This window comes from Streptomyces sp. NPDC059895, assembly GCF_042731035.1.
GTDB lineage: Bacteria > Actinomycetota > Actinomycetes > Streptomycetales > Streptomycetaceae > Streptomyces.
Genome location: NZ_JBHWKO010000023.1, coordinates 89,732 through 112,603, shown reverse-complemented (window position 1 = coordinate 112,603; position 22,872 = coordinate 89,732). Strand labels below are relative to the sequence as shown.

19 protein-coding genes and 1 riboswitch are annotated in these 22,872 nt (G+C 75.5%); of the genes, 11 read left to right on the top strand and 8 right to left on the bottom strand.

The features are described from left to right. The first annotated feature begins 1 nt into the window (after nt 1). Nucleotides 2-223 (top strand): hypothetical protein, encoded by a 222-nt coding sequence (locus tag ACFV9M_RS25040; protein WP_385069255.1) that lies wholly within the window; start codon nt 2-4, stop codon nt 221-223. Continuing rightward, nucleotides 220-1,767, top strand: a complete 1,548-nt coding sequence (locus tag ACFV9M_RS25035) for an ABC transporter ATP-binding protein (protein WP_385069247.1) — start codon at nt 220-222, stop codon at nt 1,765-1,767. The genes ACFV9M_RS25040 and ACFV9M_RS25035 overlap by 4 nt, the downstream gene beginning before the upstream one ends. 91 nt (nt 1,768-1,858) lie before the next feature. On the opposite strand, the gene ACFV9M_RS25030 is transcribed toward ACFV9M_RS25035, so the two are convergent. Together ACFV9M_RS25030 and ACFV9M_RS25025 are read right to left on the bottom strand one after the other, a co-directional pair. Continuing rightward, nucleotides 1,859-3,058, bottom strand: a complete 1,200-nt coding sequence (locus tag ACFV9M_RS25030) for an amidohydrolase (RefSeq protein ID WP_385069145.1) — start codon at nt 3,056-3,058, stop codon at nt 1,859-1,861. Nucleotides 3,059-3,241: 183 nt separating this feature from the next. Continuing rightward, entirely contained in the window at nt 3,242-4,096 is an 855-nt protein-coding gene (locus tag ACFV9M_RS25025; protein ID WP_385069147.1) for an energy-coupling factor ABC transporter ATP-binding protein, read from the bottom strand. A gap of 149 nt (nt 4,097-4,245) precedes the next feature. Here ACFV9M_RS25025 and ACFV9M_RS25020 point away from each other — a divergent pair, with 149 nt between their 5' ends. Then, nucleotides 4,246-5,502, top strand: a complete 1,257-nt coding sequence (locus tag ACFV9M_RS25020; RefSeq protein ID WP_385069149.1) for an RNA-guided endonuclease InsQ/TnpB family protein — start codon at nt 4,246-4,248, stop codon at nt 5,500-5,502. Here the strand turns inward: ACFV9M_RS25020 and cbiQ are convergent. The 4 genes from cbiQ to ACFV9M_RS25000 form a co-directional block, all read right to left on the bottom strand. Continuing rightward, the gene (gene cbiQ / locus ACFV9M_RS25015; protein ID WP_385069150.1) at nt 5,468-6,220 is read right to left on the bottom strand and encodes a cobalt ECF transporter T component CbiQ; all 753 of its coding nucleotides are present in this window, start codon (nt 6,218-6,220) and stop codon (nt 5,468-5,470) included. The two genes, ACFV9M_RS25020 and cbiQ, sit on opposite strands and share 35 nt — an antisense overlap. A 6-nt stretch (nt 6,221-6,226) precedes the next feature. After that, nucleotides 6,227-6,667, bottom strand: a complete 441-nt coding sequence (locus tag ACFV9M_RS25010; protein ID WP_385069152.1) for an energy-coupling factor ABC transporter substrate-binding protein — start codon at nt 6,665-6,667, stop codon at nt 6,227-6,229. Next, on the bottom strand, nt 6,664-7,371 hold the full coding sequence (locus ACFV9M_RS25005) for an energy-coupling factor ABC transporter permease (protein ID WP_385069154.1): 708 nt from the start codon (nt 7,369-7,371) through the stop codon (nt 6,664-6,666). Before ACFV9M_RS25005 ends, ACFV9M_RS25010 begins: the two co-directional genes overlap by 4 nt. Before the next feature lie 29 nt (nt 7,372-7,400). Then, a riboswitch (cobalamin riboswitch) is annotated at nt 7,401-7,584 on the bottom strand. A 211-nt stretch (nt 7,585-7,795) separates the two neighbouring features. After that, on the bottom strand, nt 7,796-8,959 hold the full coding sequence (locus ACFV9M_RS25000; protein WP_385069156.1) for a PP2C family protein-serine/threonine phosphatase: 1,164 nt from the start codon (nt 8,957-8,959) through the stop codon (nt 7,796-7,798). Nucleotides 8,960-9,124: 165 nt separating this feature from the next. Between ACFV9M_RS25000 and ACFV9M_RS24995 the strand changes: the two genes are divergently transcribed. Continuing rightward, entirely contained in the window at nt 9,125-9,613 is a 489-nt protein-coding gene (locus ACFV9M_RS24995; RefSeq protein WP_385069249.1) for a MarR family winged helix-turn-helix transcriptional regulator, read from the top strand. Between the two features lie 179 nt (nt 9,614-9,792). After that, the gene (locus tag ACFV9M_RS24990) at nt 9,793-10,797 is read left to right on the top strand and encodes a YihY/virulence factor BrkB family protein (protein ID WP_385069157.1); all 1,005 of its coding nucleotides are present in this window, start codon (nt 9,793-9,795) and stop codon (nt 10,795-10,797) included. 63 nt (nt 10,798-10,860) lie between these two features. Here ACFV9M_RS24990 and ACFV9M_RS24985 read toward each other — a convergent pair whose 3' ends face one another. Next, nucleotides 10,861-11,820, bottom strand: coding sequence for a helix-turn-helix transcriptional regulator (locus tag ACFV9M_RS24985; RefSeq protein ID WP_385069159.1), 960 nt, complete (start codon nt 11,818-11,820; stop codon nt 10,861-10,863). A gap of 283 nt (nt 11,821-12,103) precedes the next feature. Between ACFV9M_RS24985 and ACFV9M_RS24980 the strand changes: the two genes are divergently transcribed. From ACFV9M_RS24980 to ACFV9M_RS24955, 6 genes are all read left to right on the top strand, one after another. Next, nucleotides 12,104-12,400: an ANTAR domain-containing protein gene (locus ACFV9M_RS24980; RefSeq protein ID WP_385069161.1), complete on the top strand. Its 297-nt coding sequence runs from the start codon at nt 12,104-12,106 to the stop codon at nt 12,398-12,400. 162 nt (nt 12,401-12,562) lie between these two features. After that, on the top strand, nt 12,563-15,457 hold the full coding sequence (locus ACFV9M_RS24975; protein WP_385069163.1) for a BTAD domain-containing putative transcriptional regulator: 2,895 nt from the start codon (nt 12,563-12,565) through the stop codon (nt 15,455-15,457). Nucleotides 15,458-15,553: 96 nt separating this feature from the next. Next, nucleotides 15,554-17,428, top strand: coding sequence for a BTAD domain-containing putative transcriptional regulator (locus tag ACFV9M_RS24970; protein WP_385069164.1), 1,875 nt, complete (start codon nt 15,554-15,556; stop codon nt 17,426-17,428). A gap of 113 nt (nt 17,429-17,541) precedes the next feature. Further along, nucleotides 17,542-18,456 carry a helix-turn-helix domain-containing protein gene (locus tag ACFV9M_RS24965; RefSeq protein WP_385069166.1) on the top strand — a complete coding sequence of 305 codons (915 nt, stop codon included), beginning with the start codon at nt 17,542-17,544 and terminating at the stop codon, nt 18,454-18,456. 428 nt (nt 18,457-18,884) lie between these two features. Beyond that, nucleotides 18,885-19,856 carry an alpha/beta hydrolase gene (locus ACFV9M_RS24960; RefSeq protein ID WP_385069168.1) on the top strand — a complete coding sequence of 324 codons (972 nt, stop codon included), beginning with the start codon at nt 18,885-18,887 and terminating at the stop codon, nt 19,854-19,856. Between the two features lie 20 nt (nt 19,857-19,876). Continuing rightward, nucleotides 19,877-20,596 carry an alpha/beta fold hydrolase gene (locus ACFV9M_RS24955; RefSeq protein WP_385069170.1) on the top strand — a complete coding sequence of 240 codons (720 nt, stop codon included), beginning with the start codon at nt 19,877-19,879 and terminating at the stop codon, nt 20,594-20,596. Nucleotides 20,597-20,758: 162 nt separating this feature from the next. Here the strand turns inward: ACFV9M_RS24955 and ACFV9M_RS24950 are convergent, their stop codons facing one another. Then, entirely contained in the window at nt 20,759-22,759 is a 2,001-nt protein-coding gene (locus ACFV9M_RS24950) for a flavin monoamine oxidase family protein (RefSeq protein WP_385069172.1), read from the bottom strand. Nucleotides 22,760-22,872: the final 113 nt, after the last annotated feature.

Below are 22,872 nucleotides of genomic sequence, written 5' to 3'. Positions count from 1 at the left end.
CGTGCTGTACCTGGTGTCCACGGCGGCGTTCCTCGGGGTCGGGGTCGCACCGGACGCCGCCGACTGGGCGGTCATGGTCGACCGCAACCGCACCGGCCTGTGGGTGCAGCCCTGGGCCGTGGTGGTGCCCGCCCTGCTGATCGTCGCGCTGACGACCGGCACCAACCTGCTCTTCGACGCCGTGTTGGAGAGGACACCGAAGAAGGGGGGACCCCGTCCATGAGCCTCGGCAACAACCCGCTCGCCGAACTGCGCGACCTGCGGGTGGAGGTCGACGGCCGCGCGATCGTCGACGGCGTGCGCCTGCGGGTGCTGCCCGGCAGGGTGACCGCCCTGGTCGGCGCCTCCGGCAGCGGCAAGACCACGACGGGCCTGGCGCTGCTGGGGGAGTTCCCGCCCGGCGCCCGCGTCACCGGGGAGGTACGCCTGACCTGCGACGGCCCGGTCGGCCACGTGCCCCAGCACCCCGCCGCCGTCCTCAACCCCGCCCGCCGCGCCGGCGCGCTCCTGAACGACCTGGCCCGCCTCCGGGTACGCCACCTGCCGCGCGGGCAGCGCCGCGCCGCGGCCCGCGCGCTCGTCCTGCGCGCCCTCGCCGACGCCCAGCTCCCCGACGGCGAGACGCTGGTGCGGCGGCACCCGCACCAGCTCTCCGGCGGTCAGCAGCAACGCCTCGTCCTGGCCCAGGCGCTCCTGCTGGGGGCGCGCGTCGTCGTCGCCGACGAACCCACCACCGGCCAGGACGCCCTGACCAAGAGCGGCGTCGTCGACCAGCTCGCGGCTCTGGCCGCCCGCGGCATCGCGGTCGTCCTGCTCAGCCACGACCTCGACGTGGTCCGCGCCCTCGCCGACGACGTCCTCGTCCTGCGGGCGGGACGCGTGGTGGAGTCGGGCCCGCCCGAACGGCTGTGGCCCGCTCCCCGCCACCCGTGGACCCGGGAACTCCTCGACGCCCGGCGCCCGCCCGCCGGCGCCCGGCCCGTCCCGGACACCGGCCGGCCGCCCGCTCTGCGGGTGCGCGACCTCACCGCCCGCCACCACGGTGCCGTGGCGCTGCGCGCGCCGGAACTCACCCTCCACCCCGGCACCTCGCTGGCCGTCGTCGGCCGCTCGGGCAGCGGCAAGACCACCCTGGCGCGCTGCCTGGCCGGCCTCCACCGCGACCACGACGGCGAGATCCTCCTCGACGGCACCCCGCTGCCGCGCAGCCTGCGCCACCGCACCCGCGCCCAGCTCGCCGCCGTGCAGTACGTGTTCCAGGACGTGCGCGCCGCCTTCGACGAACACCGGCGCGTCCTCGACCAGGTCGCCCGCACCGCGGTACGCCTGCGCGGCACGGACCCGGCGGCCGCCCGCGAGGAGGCCCTGACCACCCTGAACCGTCTCGGTCTCCCGCCCGGCCTGCCCCACCGCCGGCCGGCCCGGCTCTCCGGCGGCGAACTCCAGCGCGCGGCCCTCGCCCGGGCCCTGCTCGCCCGGCCCCGCGTCCTGATCTGCGACGAGATCACCTCCGGGCTCGACACCGTCACCCGGCGCGGCATCCTGGACGTCCTCACCGGTCTGCTGCGCGAGCGCGAGGACCTGTCCCTGGTCCTCGTCACCCACGACCTGGACACCGCCCGCCTGACCGACCACGTCGCCGTCCTCGACGCGGGCGAACTGGTCGAACAGGGACCCGCCCACCGCGTCCTGACCGACCCGCGCCACCCGTTCACCGTCTCCCTGACGCGCACGACGGCCCGCCTGGAGACGGGCACACGGCCATGACCGGCGGGACGTTGCCCGGGAGGGTCCGGGAGGGTCGGCGGGACCACGGGCGGGTGGGCGGACCCCGGGCGGGTGTCGGGGCGGTGCCCGCTCAGCGCGGGGCGGTGCCGGCGGCCGTCCCGTGGGCGTGCCCGCGCCACGCCTCGGCCCGCAGGTCGGCGTCGCACAGGACGTCCACCGCCGTGCACGCCAGGGCCTCCGTGGCCGCCAGGAGGACGCGCCGGGCCCGGTCGGAGGCCGCGGCGGCGGCGAACTCGGGTGTGTGGTCGGAGCCGTCCTCGCTCATGATCGCGACGAAGGGGTGGATGGCCGGCACCCGCCCGCTGACGTTCCCGATGTCCGACGAGCCGAGGTACACCCCCGGCACCGGCGGCGTCACGGTGATCCCGGCCCGGCGCAGGTGCGCCGCGAACCGCCCCGACAGCGCCCCGCTGTCGCGGAAGTGCTCGTAGCGCACGGTGGCACGCTCGACGACGCACGTGGTGCCGGTGGCGAGCGCCACGCCCTCGGCGGCGGACCGCACCCGCCCGGCGAGGTCGTCCAGGGCCTCCGTGGTGGCGGCGCGCAGCCCGAACAGCCCCTCGGCGTACTCCGGCACGATGTTGGTGGCCTTGCCGCCGTGCGTGACGATGCCCTGGACGTGCGAGGCCTCGGGCAGCCGCCGGCCGAGCGCGGCCAGCACGTTGAACAGCTCGACGAGGGCGGCGAGCGCGTCGACGCCCTCCGTGGGGTTGCCCGTCGGGTGGGCGGCGCGGCCGTGGAAGCCGACCCGGTACTGCTCCTGCGCCGTCAGCGGCGCCCGGACCCAGTCGTACACCCCCGGATGGAACATGAGCGCGGCGTCGACGTCGTCGAAGACGCCCGCCTCCACCTCCAGCACCTTGCCCCCGCCGCCCTCCTCGGCCGGGCTGCCCACCGCCAGCACCGACCCGGCGTCCGGCCCCAGCGCGGCGCGGGCGGCGATCGCCGCGCCCAGGCCGGCGGCGGCGATCAGGTTGTGCCCGCACGCGTGGCCGAGGCCGGGCAGGGCGTCGTACTCCAGCAGCAGTGCCACCGCGGGCCGCCCCCGGCCGTGGCGCGCGGTGAACGCGGTCGGCAGGCCCGCCACGTCCTGCCGCACCTCGAACCCGGCCCGGCGCAGCTCACCCGTCAGCAGCGCGCAGGCCCGCCGCTCGGCGAAGGCGTACTCGGGGTCGGCGTGCAGTGCCGACGCGACGCCCCAGAGGGCGTCCGCCCGCTCCGTCACCTCCTGGTGGACGCGGCGGTGGAGGGCGTCGGGATCGCGGTGCACACGGCCTCCCGGGCGTCGGGGGGTGTCCTTCCGACCCACCGGGTTCCACCGGGCGGCGCGTCGACACCCCGTCCGCGCGGCGGCCCGGCGGCGCGGGACGCCGACGGGTCCCGCGAGCCCGGTGCCGTGCGCGCCGTCGTGCCCGACGAGGGCGGCCACCGCCGGGAACCGGACGGGCCCGCCTCAGCCGTCGGCCGGCAGGGGGGACGCGACGGCCGCCGCCAGGGCAGCCAGTTCCTCCGGGCTGCGCGGGCCGGCCTCGCCCTCGGCCAACGCGCCCTGCGCCCGCAGCAGCCGGGCCGCGGCGACGCCCCAGGGCAGCCGCAGCCCCGCCGCGCCGAGCAGGTCGGCGCGGGCCAGGGTCGGGGCGGCGGGCCCGGTGTGGACGCCGGAGGGGGTGAGGAGGGCCGCGTCGTCGGCCCAGCGCAGGGCCAGGTCGACGTCGTGGGTGGCCATCACGACCGTGGTGCCGGTGGCGCGCAGGGCGTCGAGCGTGGCCAGGAGGCGCTCCTGGCCGTCCGGGTCGAGTCCCGCGGTCGGCTCGTCGAGGACGAGCACGCGCGGCCGCATCGCGACGGCGCCCGCGATCGCCGTCCGCTTGCGCTGCCCGTAGGAGAGCAGATGGGTGGGCCGGTCGGCGAGGGCGGTGATGTCCAGGGCGGCGAGCGCCTCCGCCACCCGGGCCCGTACCTCGGCGTCGGGCAGCCCGAGGTTCAGCGGCCCGAACGACACGTCCTGCGCGACGGACGCGGCGAACAGCTGGTCGTCCGGGTCCTGCACCACCAGCTGGACGGTCGTCCGCAGCCCGGTCAGCCCCTTGCGGTCGTACACCACCGGCCGCCCGTCGACCGTCACCGTCCCGGCGCGCGGCCGCAGTCCGCCGCTGAGCAGCCGCATCAGGGTCGTCTTGCCGCTGCCGTTGCGGCCGAGCAGGGCGAGCGCGCGGCCCTCGCGGACCGCGAAGTCGAGGCCGTCGAGCACGGCCGGGCCGTCCTCGTACGCGAAGGAGACGCCCCGCAGGGCCACCGGCTCGCTCATCAGAACTCCTTCGTGGATACTCCGGCCTTCAGGCCGGGGAGGAAACGAAGCTCCTGCGGAGCACGACAGAGCAATAGAGCTAGGGCGATTCGGCGTCTGCGACCACCGGCCGACACCCTGCTCACACGGAAACTGATAGAGCGTGAGGCGTGAAGCAGCAGGTCAAGCGGGCTTTCAAGTACCGCTTTCATCCCACGGACGAGCAGGCGGCTGAGCTGTCCCGCACGTTCGGCTGCGTCCGCCTCGTCTACAACAAGGCGCTGGAGGAGCGCACGCGGGCTTGGTACGGCGAGCAGCGTCGTGTCTCCTACGTGCAGTCGTCCGCCGCGCTGACGAAGTGGAAGAAGACCGAGGAACTGGCCTTCCTCAACGAGGTGTCCTCCGTCCCGCTCCAGCAGGCGCTTCGCCATCTCCAGACGGCGTTCGGGAACTTCTTCGCCAAGCGGTCGAAGTACCCGCGGTACAAGTCGCGGAAGAAGTCCCGCGCGTCGGCCGAGTACACCCGCAGCGCCTTCAAGTGGCGTGACGGGCAGCTCACGCTGGCGAAGACGGCGGAGCCCCTGGACATCCGCTGGTCCCGTCCCCTTCCCGAAGGGGCGGAGCCGACGACGGTGACCGTGTCCCGCGACCGTGCGGGCCGCTGGTTCGTGTCCCTGCTGTGCGAGGACACCATCACCCCCGCGCCCGCCACCACGGCGGCCGTCGGCATCGACGCCGGGATCACCTCCCTCGTGACCCTGTCCACCGGGGAGAAGGTCACCAACCCCAAGCACGAGCGCCGTGACCGCGCCCGTCTCGCGAAGGCTCAGCGGGAGCTGTCGCGCAAGGCGAAGGGCTCGGCGAACCGGGAGAAAGCCCGCCGCAAGGCCGCCCGCGTCCACGCCCGGATCACCGACCGGCGCCGCGACTTCCTCCACAAGCTGTCGACTCGACTCGTCCGTGAGAACCAAACGGTCGTGATCGAGGACCTCACCGTCCGCAACCTGCTGAAGAACGGCAAGCTCGCGCGCGCCGTCTCCGACGCGTCGTGGACGGAACTCCGCTCCATGCTGGAGTACAAGTGCGCCTGGTACGGGCGCGAACTCGTCGTGGTCGACCGCTGGTTCCCCAGCTCCAAGCTGTGCGGAACCTGCGGCACGGTCCGCGAGAAGCTGCCGTGGAACGTCCGCGAGTGGACGTGCGCCTGCGGCGCGGTGCATGACCGCGACGTGAACGCGGCACGCAACATCCTGGCCGCCGGGCTGGCGGCGTCTGCCTGTGGAGGCGGTGTAAGACCTCAACGGGAGTCCTCCCGGACGGGGCGGTCGTCGATGAAGCAGGAACCCCAGCGGGCGACCGCTGGAATCCCCCGCCTTCAGGCGGGGGAGGAAGTCAAGACAGGGGCCCTTCCACGACGACGAGGGTGAGGGCGGCCACCGCTGCGAGGAGCGCGCAGCTCGCGGCCGTGAAGCGGACGGAGACGCGGGCCTCGGGCACCAGGACGCGCAGGGTGCCGTCGTAGCCGCGCCCGGCGAGCCCGGTCTGGAGCCGCGCCGCCCGGTCGAAGGCCCGCACGAAGGCGGTGGCGCCGAGCCCCGCGAGGGAGCGCCACTCGGCGGCCCGCGAGGTGTGCCCGAGCCGGGCCGCCTGGGCCTCCCGGATCCGCCGCACGGAGTCCAGCAGCAGGAAACTCATGCGGTACGTGACCAGGGCGACGTCCACGACCGGCGCGGGCACGCCGGCCCGCACCAGCCGCGGCAGCAGGTCTGACACGGGGGTGGTGAACGCGAACAGCAGCACGCCGAGGGAGGCGGCCGAGGTGCGCAGCATCAGCTCCCCGGCCCGCGTGGGCCCGCCGTCGGCCAGGCCCACGAAGGCGCCGGGCCCGCCCACCCGCACCAGCAAGGGCAGGGCACCGGTGACGCAGAAGCCCAGCGGCACCCGGTAGGCGCGCCACAGCCGGCGGGCCGGCACCCCCGCCGGGCCCAGCAGCAGGGCGAGCGCCGTCACCAGCACCAGGGCCGCGCCCGGCCAGGGCGGCAGGGAGATCGCGAGCAGGGTCAGCCCGAGTCCGAGTACGGCCTTGTCCACGGGGTGACGGCGGCGCCAGCGGCTGCTGTGCGCCGCCGCGTCGATCGGCAGCACGAAGTCTCAGGCCCGTCCCCGCGCGGACTTCCCGGTGCCGGGGGCACCGTCCGCCGTCGCGGTCCCCTCCGCACGCTCCGCGCCGTCCGGGCCGTCGTCCGGGGCCGTCCGGTGCGCGGTCTCCGGGGCGTCCGGCAGGGCCCTCGCCCGCAGTTCGCCCTGCCGCCGGCCCCGGCGCAGGCCGAAGTAGTAGGCGAGGACGCCCGCGCCCAGCGCCGCCTGGACGGCGAACAGCGCCGACTCGATCTCACCGGACGGCGGCTCGTACAGCGGGGAGAACCACGGTTCGTAGTCCGGCTCGATCTCGGTGATCGCCGTCTCCGCCTCGGCGTCGGAGCCCGCGAACGGCTCCTTCTTGCCGTCGCCCAGGCCCAGGGCCAGCGGCAGCACCGCGAGGGCGACCACCACGAGCAGCAGCAGGGCGTTGATCCTCGTGTTGCGGCTCACCGGGCCACCGCCTCCGTCCCGGTCGGCTGCTCCGTCCGCCGCCCGGTGACGAGCACGCCGAGCCGGGTCAGTTCGCCCTTGCTGGACTGCACCAGCAGGCGCATCACGAGGACGGTGAGCAGACCCTCGCTGACCGCGAGCGGGATCTGCGTGACGGCGAAGATGGAGCCGAACTTGCCGAGCGCGCCCAGGAACCCGCTGCCCGGGTCGGGGAACGCCAGCGCCAGCTGCACGCTGGTGACGCAGTACGTGGACAGGTCGGCGACGAACGCGCCGGAGAACACCGTGACCATCAGCGGTACGGCGAGCCGCCGCAGCAGCCGGTACGTGCCGTAGCCGGCCCAGGGACCGACGATCGCCATCGAGAAGGCGTTGGCGCCGAGCGTGGTCAGCCCGCCGTGCGCGAGCAGCAGCGCCTGGAAGAGCAGGGTGATGGTGCCCAGCACCGTCATGACCGGCGGCCGGAAGAGGATGGCGCCCAGGCCGGTCCCGGTGGGGTGCGAACAACTGCCGGTCACCGAGGGCAGCTTGAGAGCGGACAGGACGAACGTGAAGGCTCCGGAGGCGCCGAGGAGGAGAGTGCTCTCCGGGTGCTCCCGCACCTCACGGCTCAGTGCGCGGACTCCGTGGACGACGAACGGCGCCGACGCGACGCCCCAGGCGACCGCGTGCGCCGGAGGAAGGAAACCCTCGGCTATGTGCATGGCTCAGCAGACCCTCTCCAGCACCTCGTGGATGGTTGACGCGCCTTGGCCGGTCTCCTGGCTGACGGGTACCACCGCCCGTGCTCCGCCTTCCCGGGTCCGAGGACCCAGTGGCTGCCCGCGAGGGCCGGAGCCGGACTTCCCGATCACAGTGGCGAGGGCCGCACCGGCATCACACCGGATTTCCCGTTCACCAAGGCGTGGTGACAGTAGTGCGCGGACCGGGGCGGTGACAAGCGGCAACGGGGGCGCGCGAACGGCGGGCGACGGCTCACGCCCCGGCGCACACCCGCCCCGGGCGCGCCGCCCGAATCGCCGTACGCCCGCCCCGGGTACGCCGCCCGACCGCGCACGCCACCGACCGCATACGCCCGCCCGGCGGGGCCTCCGGGCCTCCGGGCCTCCGGGCCCCCGCCCTCCCGGATCAGCGGCCCCGCCAGTCCAGGCAGACCACCAAGGCGTCGTCCTCCGGAGTCCGTTCGCCGCGGTGGCGGGTGAGTTCGCGCAGGACGGCGTGCGGTACCTCGGCCGCCGGCAGCAGGCGGGTGGCCTGGATCGCCCGGGCGAGGGGGGCGTCGCCGTACGTCTCTCCGCCGGGGGAGGCGACCGCGTGCACGCCGTCGCTGACGAAGACTAGGCGGTCGCCGGGCTCGGCCCGGACCTCCTGCTCCACGTAGTCGGTCTCCTCGAACATGCCGAGCGGCAACTGGGCGTCGAGGGGGATCCGTTCCACGCTGCCCCCGCGCAGCCTCAGCATGCGCGGCGAACCGGCGTCCACCACCCGGGCGCGTCCCGTCGTGAGGTCGAGGTCGACCATGAGGACCGACAGGTAGCAGCGGCCCCGGTAGTGGGCGTGCACGGCCTGGTCGGCGAGGGCCGCCTGGTCCGCGAGGGACAGGCCGGCCCGCCGGGCGTTGCGCAGCGCGGTGATGGCCAGGCCGGTCAGCAGGGAGGCCTCCGTGCCCTCGCCCATACCGTTGGTGACGTACAGCATCAGGCGGTCGGCCGTCACGGACCAGTCGTAGTTGTCGCCGAAGACCGCGTAGGCGGGCTCCAGTTGCGCGCCCAGATCGAACTCGGGGCGGCTGCACGACCGGCCCGGGAGCAGGTGCCACTGCATCTCGGCGGCCAGGGTGAGCCGGTCCTTGCGTCTCGCCTGGAGATAGAGGTCGGTGTCCCGCTCGGCCACGATCAGCTCGTGCCCCAGCGCCCGGGCGATCTCCGTGAGCTCGGCCAGCACGTCGTCGGCCGGCCGCGGCAGGGTCACCGTCAGCACGCCGAGCCGGTCGCCGCGCACGGAGACCGGCAGGTGCGCCCGCACCCGCCCGTCCCGGACGGCCTCCACGAACGGCTCCTGCGAGCCGAACGCCCGGCCGGCCGGGCCGTCGTGCACGGACACCGGTTCCGCGGTGTGCGGCAGCTCGGACACCGGTTGCAGCACCGTCAGACCGTAGTCGGCGAGGTACAGCTCGACGGAGTCCGCCGCGTACTGACGGAGCAGTACGCCGCGGACCGCGTCGAGCACCTCGTGGGGGGCCGCCGTCCGCAGCGCGCGCTCGGCGGTCGCCAGTGCGTTCACGGTGGTCACAACATCAACCTTTCGTCGAATCCGTCGAATCCTTGGCGGCCCCGTGCGCGCACGGGGCCCTCGGTGCGGCCGCGCCCGCCGTGCCGCCGCCCCCTCCCCGGGCGCGCGACGAGGCCCGCTCACGCGGTCCCTAGTACGCTGGCGGTCGACCCAGTGCCTGCGAGAGTGTGGACCGTGACTGCCTTCCGCCATCGCCCGGAGCCCGAAGAGGTCGCACGGGTCACCGCGACGGCCGCGGAGCTGCTGGAAGTCCTGTGGGGCAGGGCCTCGACCGCCCCCGCCTCCGCGTCCCAGTTGCGCGTGCTGCTGATCCTCGAGCACCACGAGGGCATCAATCTGCGCACCCTCGCCGACTCGCTCGCCTCGACCCCGCCGTCGACCAGCCGGCTCTGCGACCGGTTGCAGGCCTCCGGGCTCGTCGAACGGGCGGTGAGCCCGGCCGACCGGCGCGAGGTGCGGCTGTGTCTCAGCGGCCGGGGGCGGGCCTTCCTCGCGGATCTGCGCGTGCGCCGGGAGCAGCAGGTGCAGGCGGTGCTGGCGGTGATGCCCGCCGCCCGGCGGGTCGCGCTGCTGGAGGGGCTGGAGGCCTTCTGCGACGCGGCGGCGACGCTGATACACGACGACGCCGGGAACTCCGGCAGCCGGATCGCCTGACCATTCCCGCTCCCTCCCGCTCCGTGGCCGTCTCCGGAGATGCGGATACCCCGAACCCGCCCCGACCTGCGCCGCCGACGACGGAATGTCGGCGGACGCGCTCTCGGCGGACGCGCGTGATCCACGGTCCCGCGGCCCGGCCGACGCATGCGACGGGCCGTGCGGGTTACTCCGGTCCCATGGCACGGACATCGAAACCCCGACTGACGCCGGGCCCGGACGAGCAGGTGGAGCGACGGGCACCCGACGAGCCCACCCAGTTGCCGAGACGTTCCTGGCTGGCGGTGCTGAAGGGCACGGTGCGCGAGTTCCAGGACGACGAGCTCACCGACCGCGCGGCCGCCCTGACGTACTACGGAGTGCTGTCGCTGTTCCCGGCGCTGCTCGTGCTGGTGTCCCTGTTGGGCGTCGCCGGCCGATCCGCCACGGACCAGGTCCTGGAGAACGTGCGGACACTGGCGCCGGGCTCGGCACGCGACATCATCAGCGACGCGGTGCAGCAGCTCCAGGGCCGCGGCGGCGTCGGCTCGATCATGGCGCTCGTCGGTATCGTCCTCGCGGTGTGGTCGGCCTCCGGCTACGTCGCCGCGTTCATCCGCAGCGCCAACGCCGTGTACGACATGCCGGAGGGCCGTCCCGTGTGGAAGGTGCTGCCGGTGCGGGTCGGCGTCACGGTGGTGCTGCTCGTACTGGCGGTGATCAGCGCCCTGATCGTGGTGTTCACCGGGGGCCTGGCCCGCCGGGCCGGCGAGGCGCTCGGCATCGGGGACACCGCGCTGACGGTCTGGTCGATCGCGAAGTGGCCGGTGCTGGTGGTCCTGGTCACCATGATGATCGCGCTGCTGTACTGGGCGACGCCGAACGTGAAGGGGCGCGGCTTCCGCTGGATCACCCCGGGCAGCGTGCTGGCACTGCTGATCTGGCTGGTCGCCTCCGCCGGCTTCGCGTTCTACGTGGCGAACTTCGCCTCGTACAACAAGACCTACGGCACGCTCGCCGGTGTGATCGTCTTCCTGGTGTGGCTGTGGATCAGCAACATCGCGATCCTGCTCGGTCTGGAGTTCGACGCGGAGATGGCCCGCCAGCGTGCCGTGGCGGGCGGGCTGCCGAAGGACGAGGAGCCGTACGTACCGCCGCGCGACACCCGGGCGTGGAGCGAGGAGGACCAGCGCCGCCTGGAGTGAGCGGGCGGCGCGGCCCCGGCCCCCGCGGGCTCGTGACGCCCCGCGGGGGCCCGCTTATCCGCTTCATTCGCTGAGGGTGCGGCGCGGCGAACGTCCGTAGGCGCCGCGGTACAGGGTGGCGAAGCGGCCCGGGTGGAAGAAGCCCCAGCGGGCCGCGACGGCGGTGACCGTGGTGCCGTCCGCCGGGTCCGCCGCCAGCAGGTCGGCGTGGGCGCGGGACAGGCGCACCCGGCGCAGATGGGCCAGGGGCGTGGTGTCCAGATGGCGGCGGAAGGCGTACTGCAGGGCCCGTACGGTGACATGGGCGGCCGCGGCGATGTCGGCGACGGTGAGGGGCTCGTCGGCGTGGTCGTCCAGGTAGGCGAGCGCGCGGCGCAGGGTGGCGGGGTGCGCGTCGTTGCGGTCGGCCGGGGTGGGGTCGGTGAGCGCCGTGTTGGGGAAGGCGGCCAGCACTCCCGCCGCCAGGTGCTGCGCGGCCGTCGAGGTGATCAGCGGCTGGCCGGCGAGCTCGGGGTCGGACAGGATGTGGTCGCGCAGGTAGCCGATGGAACGGGCGAGGTGCCGGGCCGCGGCCGGGGAGTGCGGCCGGTGGCCGGTCAGCCGCACCGGTTCGGCCCGGTGTCCGGGCGCGCCGGCGGCGACCTGCGTGAGCAGGCCGGGATCCAGCATCGTGATGTTGTAGCGGGCGTTGCAGACGCGGCCCGAGTACGGCAGCTCCGGCGGCGCGAACGACACCACGTCCCCCGGGCCGAAGGCGTCCTCGGCGCCGCCGTCGACGGCGTGGTCCCGGATGGTCCCGTCGTGGACGAGGCACAGGCAGATCCGGCCCAGGGGCGTGACCGAGTAGCTCATCTCGAAGTCCAGGTCGAGCTCGTCCACGGTCACCGACGGGATGCCGGTCCGGGTGATCCGGGCCCGCCCGGTCCCCGGGGCGCTGCTGCCGATGTGCATGCGCGCGTAGGCCCGGCTGAGGAAGTCCTCGGTCAGCCCCAGGTCGTCGCTGTCGAAGAACAGTGTGCTCATCTCGGCCCCGTCCGGTGTCCGTGGTGCCCTGCGCCGCGCAGGGCGTGAGGTCCGGCGGCCGGGCCGCCCGCCCGCGGCGGGGGGCACGGGGCGCCGGCCGTCCGCCCTCCTCGCCTGCCCGGCATCGGGGACCGCATTCGTTTTCCGGACGGACCCGGTGATGCCGTTCGTTCCGGGGGCGGACGAGGCGGTCCCGGCAGGGGCAGGATGGAACGGCGTGGCACGGTGTGATCGTCGTGGATCGCCCGCACGGAGACCGGACGAGGAGGGGAGGCGGCTCGCCATGGCCACGGAGGAGGAGCTCAACGAGCGGATCGGGGTCCTCGAGGAGGAGATCGGCCAGCTGAGGCACGCCGTCGTCTCCCATGCCGTCGTCGACCAGGCGATCGGCGTGGTCGTCGCCGTCGGCCACCTCCGCCCCGAGCAGGGCTGGGAGGTCCTCAAGGAGATCTCCCAGCACACCAACACCAAGCTGCGCGAGGTCGCGGAGTACGTGGTCCAGGGGGCCCACTGCCGCTGGCTGCCCGACGAGATCCACCGGGCGCTCGTGGACGCCCTGCGACGCGCGCAGGAGGGATGAGCCCCTCCGGGGCCTCCTCCCGGCCCGGTGCACCGATGTCCTTCGATGCACCGATGTCCTCCGGTGCACCCGTGTCCTCCGGCGCACCTCGGATCCCCGTCCCCCGTCCCCCCGTTCCCCTGGGTGACTCTCGGTGATCTTCCTGTCGTACAGTCGGATCGCGTGAGGCACGAACGGAACCTACGCGGGGACGACGCGCGCCCGGAGTCCGTGCGGTTCGCGGTCCTGGGGCCCGTGCGGGTGTGGCGGGGGAGCGCCGAACTGGAGCCCGGCGGCCCCCAGGAGCGGGCCTTCCTGGGGCTGCTGCTGGTCAGGGCGGGACAGCCGGTCGCCGTGGACGAGATCGTCGACGTGCTGTGGGGGGCCGAACCGCCGCGCAGCGCGGTCAACGTGGTCCGCCGGCACGTCGGGACGCTGCGCCGGCTGCTGGAGCCCTCGCTCGCCCCGCGCGCCGAGGGCCGGTGGCTGGTGCGGGACGCGGGCGGATACCGCCTGGTGACGGACCGTGACTCCCTGGACCTGCTGGCCTTCCGCGCGCTGCGGGAGGCCGGACGGCACAGCGTGCGGGAGTCACCCGCGCGGGCACTGGACCTGCTCACCGAGGCGCTCGCGCTGTGGCACGGTCCGGTCGCCGCCGGGATCCCCGCGCACGCCCGCGCCCACCCGGCGTTCGGCGCCACCGAGAGGGAGCGGCTCGCGGCCCTGCGCGAGGCGGCCGAAGCGGCCCTGCGCGCGGGCGCGCCGGACGCGGTCCTGCCCCGGCTGCGCCTCGCCGCCGCCGAGCATCCGCTGGACGAACCCCTGCAAGCCGGCCTGATCCTCACCCTCGCGGCCGCGGGCCGCCGCCCCGAGGCGCTGGACGCCTACGACGCCGTACGCCGACGGCTCGCCGACGACCTGGGGATCGACCCGGGGCCGGAGCTGCGGGAGGCGCGGGAGGCGGTACGGCGGCAGGAGCGGGAGACGGTGCCGCCGTCCACCCCGGCCGCCGGGGCGGGCGCCCCCGCCGCCCCGGCCGCCTCCTTCCCCGCCCCGGCCCAGCTGCCGCACGACATAACGGCGTTCACCGGCCGCGACACCGAACTGGACGAGCTGATCGCCCTGCCCGGCCTGGACGGTCCGGGCCCGGACACCGTCGTGATCAGCGCCATCGGCGGCATGGCCGGCGTCGGCAAGACCACCCTCGCCGTCCACTGCGCCCACCGGATCGCCCACCGCTTCCCCGACGGACAGCTCTACGTCAACCTGCGCGGCTTCGACCCGTCCGGCGCGGCCGTGGAGCCGGGGGAGGCCGTCCGCGGGTTCCTGGACGCCCTCGGGGTGCCGCCGGAACGCGTGCCCCACGGCCTGGCCGCGCAGGCCGCGCTCTACCGCAGCACGCTGGCCGGACGGCGGGTCCTCGTCGTCCTGGACAACGCCCGCGACAGCGACCACGTACGACCGCTGCTGCCCGGCTCGCCCGGCTGCCTCGCCCTCGTCACCAGCCGCGACGGACTGTCCGCACTGGTGTCCGCCGCCGGCGTCCACGCGCTGACGCTGCGGCCGTTCGGCGCCGCCCAGGCGCGGGCCCTCCTCGTCCGCCGCCTCGGCGCGGGCCGGGTCGAGGCCGAGCCGCGCGCCGCCGACGAGATCGGCGCCCTGTGCGCCGGGCTGCCCCTCGCCCTCGCCTGTGTCGCCGCCCGCGCCGCCGCCCACCCCCACTTCCCGCTCGCCGCCATCGCCGCCGAACTGCGCGAGGCCCACGGCAGCCTCGACGCCTTCGCCCGCTCCGACGCCTCCGTCGACGTGAGCACGGTGTTCTCCTGGTCCTCGCGGGAGGTGTCGGAGCAGGCCGCCCGCCTGTTCCGGCTGCTCGCCCTGCACCCCGGCCCCGACTTCTCCCTGCCGGCGGCGGCCGCGCTGGCCGGCCTGCCGGTGCGCCGGACCCGGCCCCTGCTGGCCGAGCTGACCGCCCTGCACCTCGTCACCGAGCACAGCCCCGGCCGCCACGCCTTCCACGACCTGCTGCGCGCCCACGCCGCCGAACTGCTCGACGAGCGGCACACCGAGGACGAGCGAACCGCGGCCCTCCACCGGCTCCACCACCACTACCTGCACACCGCCCACGCCGCGGACCGGCTGCTCGCCCCCAACTCCGACCCGCTGCCCCCGCCGCCCGCCCCGGACGGCGTCCACCCCGAGCCGCTCGCCGACGTCGGCCGGGCCCTGGACTGGCTCACCGCGGAGCACACGGTGCTGCTCGCCGTCGTCGAGGCGGCCGCCGCCCGCGGACACGAACGGCTCGCCTGCCGGCTGGCCTGGTCGCTGGAGCCGTTCTTCGACCGGCGCGGCCACTGGCACGACGGACTCGCCGTCCAGCGCACCGCCCTCGACGCCGCCCGGCGCCTCGACGACCCCGCCCTCCTGGCCCGCGGGCTGCGCGCGCTCGCCCGCATCGAGGGCCGCCTCGGACTGCACGAGGACTCCGTCCCGCGCCTGGAACACGCCCTGGAGCTCTTCACCGCGCTGGGCGACGACACCGGCCGCGCCCACACCCACCGCAGCCTCGGCTGGGAGAGCGAACAGCGCGGCGACCTCCCCGGCGCCCTGCGCCACAACCAGCTCGCCCTCGGCCTGTTCCGCGCCCTCGGCGACCGGGCCGCGCAGGCCGCCGTCCTGAACTCCGTCGGCTGGTACCACGCCCTGCTCGGCGCGTACGAGCGGGCCCTCACCCACTGCTCGGAAGCCCTGCCCATGCTCCAGGAGCTCGGTGACCGCTACGGACAGGCCGCCACCTGGGACAGCATCGCCTACGCCCACCACTGCCTGGGCCGCCACCCGCACGCCCTGCTCGGCTACCGCAACGCCCTCGCCCTCATGCGCGACCTCGGCGTGCCCTACGTCGAGGCCGACATCCTCGGCCGCGTCGGCGACACCCACCAGGCCATGGGCGACCGGGACGGCGCCCGCGCCGCCTGGGAGGAGGCGCTCGCCCTGCTCAAGGCCCTCGGCCACCCCGACGCCGAACGGATCGAGGCCCGTCTGACCGGAACGACCGGCCGCGCCGGCGCCTGCTGACCGCCGGCCCGCGCCCCACCGCCCCGCCCCCGCCCCGCGCCGGACGCGTTCCTAGGATGGCACCGGGTGCCGGGGACGGAAGGAGATGGTCGGCGGGTGCGGTTCGAGGTGCTGGGGCCCGTACGGGCGTGGCGGGACGGACACGAGCTCGACCTGGGGTTCCCCCAGCAGCGCGCCCTTCTGGCCCTGCTGCTGGCCCACACCGGCCGGCCCGTGCCGACGAGCGAGATCCTCGACGTGCTGTGGGCCGAACGCCCGCCCGCCAGCGCACTGAACGTGGTGCGCCGGTACGCCGGTGCGCTGCGCCGGCTGCTGGAACCTCAGCTGCCGCCCCGCGCCCCCGGCGGACGGCTGCGGCGCCACCCCGGCGGCTACCTCCTGGCGGCGGACCCGGACGAGGTCGACCTGCTGCGCTTCCGCGAACTGACCCGGCAGGGCAAGCGGGCCGCGGCCACCGGACGGCCCGAGACGGCGGCCGGCCGCTTCACCGAGGCGCTCGGCCAGTGGCGCGGCCCGGTGGCGATGGGCATACCGGCGTCCGCGCGCGAGCACGTCCAGTTCACGGCCGTGGAGCGCGAACTCCTGCACACGGCCGGGCTCGCGGCCGACGCCGCCCTGCTGTGCGGCCGCGCCGAGCACGTCCTGCCCGCCCTGCGCAGGGCCGCCGTACTCGACCCGCTCGACGAGTCGCTGCACGCCCGGCTGGTCCTGTCGCTGGCGGCCTGCGGTCTCCAGGCGGAGGCGCTGACGGCGTACGAGGACGTCCGCAGGCGGCTGTCGGCGGAACTCGGCATCGCGCCCGGCGCCGAACTGGCGGCGGCGCACACGCGGGTGCTGCGCCAGGAGGTGGGCAGGCTGCGGTCCGGGCCGGCCGTGGACGTCGGACGGGCGGTGCCGGTCCTGCGGCTCGGCCCCGCCCCCGGGGCGCCCGCCCCCGCCGCCCGCCCCGCCCAGCTGCCCCCCGACCCCGTCGCCTTCGCCGGCCGCCGGGCCGAGCTGGAGTGGCTGACGGCCCACACGGGACCGGCCGAGGACGGAGGAGGGGCGCCGACGGCCGTGCTGATCGGCGGGACGGCGGGCATCGGCAAGACGGCGCTCGCCGTGCGCTGGGCGCGCCGCGCCGCCCACCGCTTCCCGGACGGCCTGCTCCACGTCGCGCTGGACGGGTTCACCCCGGGCCGGCCCGCCGTGCGGCCCGAGGAGGCGCTGCGCGGCATGCTCGCGGCGCTGGGCGTCCCCGCCCCGCGCCTGCCGGACGGCCTGGCCGCCCTGACCGGCCGGTACCGCACCCTGCTGGCCGGCCGCCGCGTCCTCGTGCTCCTCGACGACGCCGCCGGCACGGAGCAGCTGCGTCCGCTGCTGCCCGCGGCACCGGGCTGCCTGGCGCTGGTCACCAGCCGGCACGCCCTGCCCGGCCTGATCGCGTCGGGTGCCCGCCCGCTGCGCCTGGACCCGTTGCCCGCCGAGGACGCCCGCGAGGCGCTGGCGCTGCGCGTCGGAGCCGGCCGGCAGGCCGCCGAAGCGGGCGCCGCCGACGAGATCGTCGCCCGCTGCGGCGGGCTGCCGCTGGCCCTGACCGCCGTCGCCGCACACGCCGCCGCCCGCCCCGACGTGCCCCTCGCGGCCCTCTCCGCCGAACTCCGCGACCCCCGGCGGATCCTCGACGCCCTCACCGCCCCCGGCCTCGCGTCCGACCCGCGCACCGCCTTCCTCGGCTCCTACCGGCTGCTCCCGCCGGACAGCGCCCGCCTGTTCCGCCTCCTGCCCCGCCACCGGGGCCCCGGCCTCACCCCGGCGGGCGCCGCGGCGCTCACCGGCCTGCCGGTACGCCGCGCCCGCCTGCTGCTCGCCGAGCTCGCCGACGCCCACCTGGTCACCGAGCACGCACCGGGCCACTACGGGCTGCACGACCTGCTGCGGGTGTTCGCGGCGGAGCGCGCGGAGGAGGAGGGCGCCGAGGCCGCCTCGTGAGGCGTGGACAGGGCTCCGACCTGCGGGTCTCTTCGCGATGTCACTCTTTTTGCACTCTGTCCTGCCTACGGTCCGGGCGACGAGACCGACAGTCGCTCCGGAGGCAACGGCGGATGTCCACCACCAGCATCATCGACACGCGGGTCCGCCGGACGCCCCCGGGCGTCGAGATCACGACCGGCGAGCGCGGCCCCGGCCCGCTGCCGGGGGAGCGCTCGCCGCACCCCGCGCACCGGCTGCGCGCCACCGAGGGCGGGGAGTACCTCTTCGTCGGCGTGCGGGGCGGCTCGGCAGCCCCCGACCCCGACCCGCTCACCCTGCCCCTCGCACCGGGCGACCTCTGCTTCTACGACGCCCGCCACCCGGCGGCACTCGACTTCCCCGAGCGGTTCCGGGCGACGGTGTTCCTGGTCCCCGCCGAGCTGCTCGCCCTGACGCCCGCCGACGCGCGGCGGATCGCGCGGACACCGGTCGCCCGGGCGTCCCGGCTCGGCACGCTGTTGTCGCCGCTGCTGTCCGACCTCGCCCGCACCGCCTCCGCGGCCCGGCCGCACGTCGGCGAGATGCTCGCCCGGAACGCCGTGAACCTGCTCGCCACCCTGGCCGCCGAACAGCTGGAGGCGCACGCGCCGCGCACCCCGGACGGGCAGTCACCGGTGCTGGTCCGGATCCTGGAGTACGTCGAACTCCATCTGACCGAGCCGGACCTGTCCCCGGAGGCCCTCGCCCGCGCCCACCACATCTCCGTGCGCTACCTGCACAGACTGTTCCAGGACGAGGGCACCACGGTCGGCAGCTGGATCCTGCGCCGCCGCCTGGAGGAGTGCCGGCGGGACCTGGTGCGCCACGGCCGGGGCGGCCGGACCATAGCGGCCGTGGCGGGCCGCTGGGGCTTCACCAGCGCCACCCACTTCAGCCGGGTCTTCCGCGCCGCCTACGGCATGTCCCCGCGCGAGTGGCGGGACACCGCCGGGCGGGACACCGCCGGGCGGGACACCGCCGGGCGGGACACCGCCGGGCGGTACTGAGCCACCGCGCCGGCCCCGCGCCGGCACGGTGTGACATCCTGCCGCCGTCACCGGACACGACGTCGACGCCGCCGCCGTCACCGGACACGACGTCGACGCCGCCGCCGTCACCGGACACGACGTCGACGCCGCCGCCGTCACCGGACACGGCGTCGACGACGCCGCCGTCACCGGACACGGCGTCGACGACGCCGGACACCGCTCCCGCGATCCCCGGGCCCACGCCGCTTCCCGTCCCCCCGCGCCGACAGGCCGAACCGGCACGACGGCGCCCGGCCGTTCCCCGGACCACTGCGCCGGGCCTCCAGCGCACCGCCCCGCCGTGCGCTGTGAGGACAGTGCCGGTGCACGCGCGGACCATTTCCGGCCGCCCGGGCGACATAGCGTGCCGGGGCAGGACAGCACACCGCCAACAGCAGGAGACGCCCATGTCCGACGTCGTCGAACCGGTCCGACCGGTACTGGAGCCCGAGGCCGCCGCGTTCGCCGAGGCGACCGCCAACCCGCCGTACCTGTTCGACCTGCCGCCGGCGGAGGGGCGCAAGGCCGTCGACGAGGTCCAGTCCGGCGAGATCGACAAGCCGGCCGTCGACGAGGAGTGGATCACCGTCTCCGGCGGACCCACGGGCAGTGTCCGCGCCCGCATCGTCAAGCCCGCCGGCGCCACCGGCACCCTGCCGGTGATCGTCTACATCCACGGCGCCGGCTGGGTGTTCGGCAACGCCCACACCCACGACCGCCTCGTCCGCGAACTCGCCGTCGGCGCCTCGGCGGCCGTGGTCTTCCCCGAGTACGACCTCTCGCCCGAGGCCCGCTACCCGGTCGCCATCGAGCAGAACTACGCGGTCGCGCGGTGGGTCGTCGAGGAGGGCGCGGAGAAGGGCCTGGATGCCTCCCGCCTCGCCGTCGCCGGCGACTCCGTCGGCGGCAACATGGCGGCCGCGCTGACCCTCATGGCCAAGGAGCGCGGCGGCATCCCGATCGCGCAGCAGGTCCTCTTCTACCCGGTCACCGACGCCGCCTTCGACACCGGCTCCTACCACCAGTTCGCCACCGGCTACTTCCTGCGCCGCGACGGCATGCAGTGGTTCTGGGACCAGTACACCACCGACGAGTCCGAGCGCGCCCAGATCACCGCCTCCCCGCTGCGCGCCACCACCGAGCAGCTCACCGGACTGCCCCCGGCCCTGGTCATCACCGCCGAGGCGGACGTCCTGCGCGACGAGGGCGAGGCCTACGCCAACAAGCTCCGCACGGCCGGCGTCCCCGTCACCGCCGTCCGCTACCAGGGCGTCATCCACGACTTCGTCATGCTCAACGCCCTGCGGTCGACGCACGCCGCAGAGGCCGCCATCAACCAGGCCGTCGCCACCCTGCGCGGCGCCCTGCACTCCGCCTGACCCGAGGGGCACGCACCACCATGACCACCACCACGCCCACCGTCCTCCTCGTCCACGGAGCGTTCGCCGACGCGGCCAGTTGGTCCGGCGTCGTCGCCGAGCTCCAGAGCCACGGCATCCCCGTGATCGCCCCGGCCAACCCGCTGCGCGGGCTCGCCTCCGACGCTGCGTACGTCGCCTCGGTCGCCGCGCAGATCGACGGCCCCGTCGTCCTCGTCGGCCACTCCTACGGCGGCGCCCTGATCACCGTCGCCGGTGTCACGGAGAACGTCGTCGGTCTCGTCTACGTCGCCGCCTACGCGCTGGAGGAGGGCGAGAGCCTGGGCGAACTCCAGGGCCGCTTCCCGCTGTCGCCGCTGGTCAGCAACCTCAAGCAGTGGACGTACCCGGTGCCGGGCGGCGAGCCGGCCGTCGAGGTCACCATCACCGAGGACGCCTTCCCGTCGGTGTTCGCCGCCGACGTGCCGGCCGAGGTCACCAAGGTCCTCGCCGCCACCCAGCGCCCGCTGGCCGCCGGCGCGTTCGAGGAGACCGCCACCGCGGCCGCCTGGAGGACGAAGCCCTCCTGGGCGCTGATCGCCGGCGGGGACAACGCGATCAACCCCGAGGTCGAGCGCTTTGGCGCCCGGCGGGCCGGGGCGACCGTCGTCGAGATCGACGGCGCCTCGCACGCCGTCGCCGTGTCCCGGCCCAAGGAGGTCGCGGACCTCATCCGCCAGGCCGTCCGCGCGACGAGCTGACCGGCCCCCCCGGGACCGCCGCGCGGACGCACTCCCCTGTACCGGCGTCCGCGCGGCTCCGGCGTTCCCGCCGGTCCCGGCGTCCGCGCGGCTCCGGCGTTCCCGCCGGTCCCGGCGTCCGCGCGGCTCGCGCGTTCCCCGCCCGGCCGCGCGCGGGCGGGGTCAGGCCCGGTGCACCTCCAGCGCGGCCCGCACCGCCGACTCCAGCGCGCCCTCGATCCACGACGGCTTCACCGACGTGTGGTCGCCGGCGAAGTGCAGCGGCCCCTCAGGCGTGCGGATCGCCGCCAGGAGTTCCGTGTGCTGGCCGGGCAGCAGTACGGACGCCTCCCCGTAGGCGTACGGGTCGCGCAGCCAGCTCTGGGTGCGGCCGGCGCCCGTGTAGAAGACCTCGACGCGCCGGCCGTACACCTGCTGGAGACCGCGCAGGGCGTGCGGGTAGCGCGCGTCGTCGTCGAGGGAGTCCCAGCGGGAGGCGTCGTCGGCCCAGCTGTAGGAGGCCAGCACGACACCGCCCGCGCTGCCCTGGACCGGGTGCGACGGGTTGATCATGAACCGGTTGGAGTTGTCGGACACCGAGCCCCCGCCGACGATGTGCGCCGCCTCGGGCTCGTCGCGGGTCACCCACCGGTGCGCGGCGTAGTGCACGCGCTGCGCCGGACTGATGTGGCCGCGCGGCACGGACGGGTGGGCGCCCAGCAGGCTCCCGTCGTCGGGCACCCGGCCCGCCCGGTAGTCGTCGTACAGCCCGGCGCGCACGGCGTCCAGTTCCCGCTTCCAGTCGGCCTCCGTGAACTCCCACCAGCGGCGGCCGAACTCCAGCAGCACCTTGGTCGCGCTGTCGTAGTGCAGCTCGGCCACGGCCCGCCGCTTCTTGTACGACATCAGCGGCCTGACCTGCACCTGACGCAGCCCGGAGAACGGCACGGTGACGATGGCGGCGTCCCCCGTGAACTGCTCGCGCACGACCTTGCCGTCGCGGCCCTCGGAGACGGTGTCGATCCACACGTGCGGGCCGTCCGCGCGCACGTGCGCGGTGCCGTCGGTGCCGCGCCCGTCCGGCGCCCAGTACTCGACGCGGGTCGCGCGCCGGTCGAGCCGCAGCACGTCGGAGACCTCCCGCAGCAGCGCGTCCGGGAGCGTGGCGGTGCCGCCGACCAGCTCCCAGAACTCGGTGTCCGGGCTGATCAGCGAGGCGCTGATGAAGCTGTGGATGAAGGAGAGCGGCAGCCGCGAGGTCAGGTTCTCCAGGGTGCCGACGAGATCGATCGTCCGCTCGTCGAGACCGGCCGCCTCGGTCAGGAACCGGTACATCGACCAGTCCCCGTACCGCTGCACGACCCGGGCCCAGCCCTGTACGCGCTCCGGCATCGGCTTGTCGACGCGCTTGCCGTCGGCGCCGACGGTGCTGAACTCGTCGCGGACCGGGTCCAGGGCCGCGCGCAGGATGGCCGAGGAGGGGGTGTCCCAGTACTTCCGGGGCACCCCGAAGGACCGGTTGACCCGGCGCGGCGACGCGGCGTACGCGGAGCGGCGCACGCGGACGCCGTTGACGTGCAGCCAGGCGTTGTTGACCGGCTTGCCCCCGGCGTCGACGTCCACGAGGTGGAAGCGGCGGCGCTCCACCCCGAGCCTGTCGATCAGCGCCATCACCAGCGGGTGGCTGCCGGGGATCCGCATGGCCCCCGCCTCCGCGTACTGAAGGGGGTCGGCGAACGCCCGCGGCGCCCGCTCGTGCCCGCCGGTGCGGAAGGTCTTGATCCGGCCGCCGACGCGGTTGCCGTTGGCCTCCACGAGCGTCACATGGTGCCCGGCCCGCTTCAGCAGCCAGGCCGCCAGCAGCCCGGCCGGCCCCGCGCCCACCACGAGCACCTTCTTCGCGGTCCGCGTCCCGGCGCGCGGCAGACCGGAGTCGAGGATCTTGAGATAACCGGGGACGAGCGGCCGGTCCTGCCCGTCGACCACCAGCAGCGCCCGGGCGACCGCGAGACAGGTGGCCCAGTCGGCCGTCGACGTCGGGGCGCTCGGGGCCTGCGGGGCGGCGGCCGCCGGGCCCGGGACCGCGGTCAGGGCGGCGGCGCCGGCCGTACCGGCAGCGGCCGCGGCGGTGAACCGCCGGCGGGAGAGGGAAGAGGCATCGTCAGAGGCACGGAGATCATCCATGCGCCCTGGATACGGGGGATCGGCCGGTCGGCGGGGAGGTCCCGGGCGATCACCACCCCAACGTGTCAGCGCCCCGGCGTGCGCACGGCGCGGCCCGTGCCCCGGGGACACGG

Bases quoted from the DNA above. Each gene is read 5' to 3' on its own strand.
- ACFV9M_RS25035 (WP_385069247.1), top strand. From the start codon at position 220: ATGAGCCTCGGCAACAACCCGCTCGCCGAACTGCGCGACCTGCGGGTG.
- ACFV9M_RS25025 (WP_385069147.1), bottom strand. From the start codon at position 4,096: ATGAGCGAGCCGGTGGCCCTGCGGGGCGTCTCCTTCGCGTACGAGGAC.
- ACFV9M_RS25005 (WP_385069154.1), bottom strand. From the start codon at position 7,371: ATGCACATAGCCGAGGGTTTCCTTCCTCCGGCGCACGCGGTCGCCTGG.
- ACFV9M_RS24990 (WP_385069157.1), top strand. From the start codon at position 9,793: ATGGCACGGACATCGAAACCCCGACTGACGCCGGGCCCGGACGAGCAG.
- ACFV9M_RS24985 (WP_385069159.1), bottom strand. From the start codon at position 11,820: ATGAGCACACTGTTCTTCGACAGCGACGACCTGGGGCTGACCGAGGAC.
- ACFV9M_RS24980 (WP_385069161.1), top strand. From the start codon at position 12,104: ATGGCCACGGAGGAGGAGCTCAACGAGCGGATCGGGGTCCTCGAGGAG.
- ACFV9M_RS24965 (WP_385069166.1), top strand. From the start codon at position 17,542: ATGTCCACCACCAGCATCATCGACACGCGGGTCCGCCGGACGCCCCCG.
- ACFV9M_RS24960 (WP_385069168.1), top strand. From the start codon at position 18,885: ATGTCCGACGTCGTCGAACCGGTCCGACCGGTACTGGAGCCCGAGGCC.
- ACFV9M_RS24955 (WP_385069170.1), top strand. From the start codon at position 19,877: ATGACCACCACCACGCCCACCGTCCTCCTCGTCCACGGAGCGTTCGCC.
- ACFV9M_RS24950 (WP_385069172.1), bottom strand. From the start codon at position 22,759: ATGGATGATCTCCGTGCCTCTGACGATGCCTCTTCCCTCTCCCGCCGG.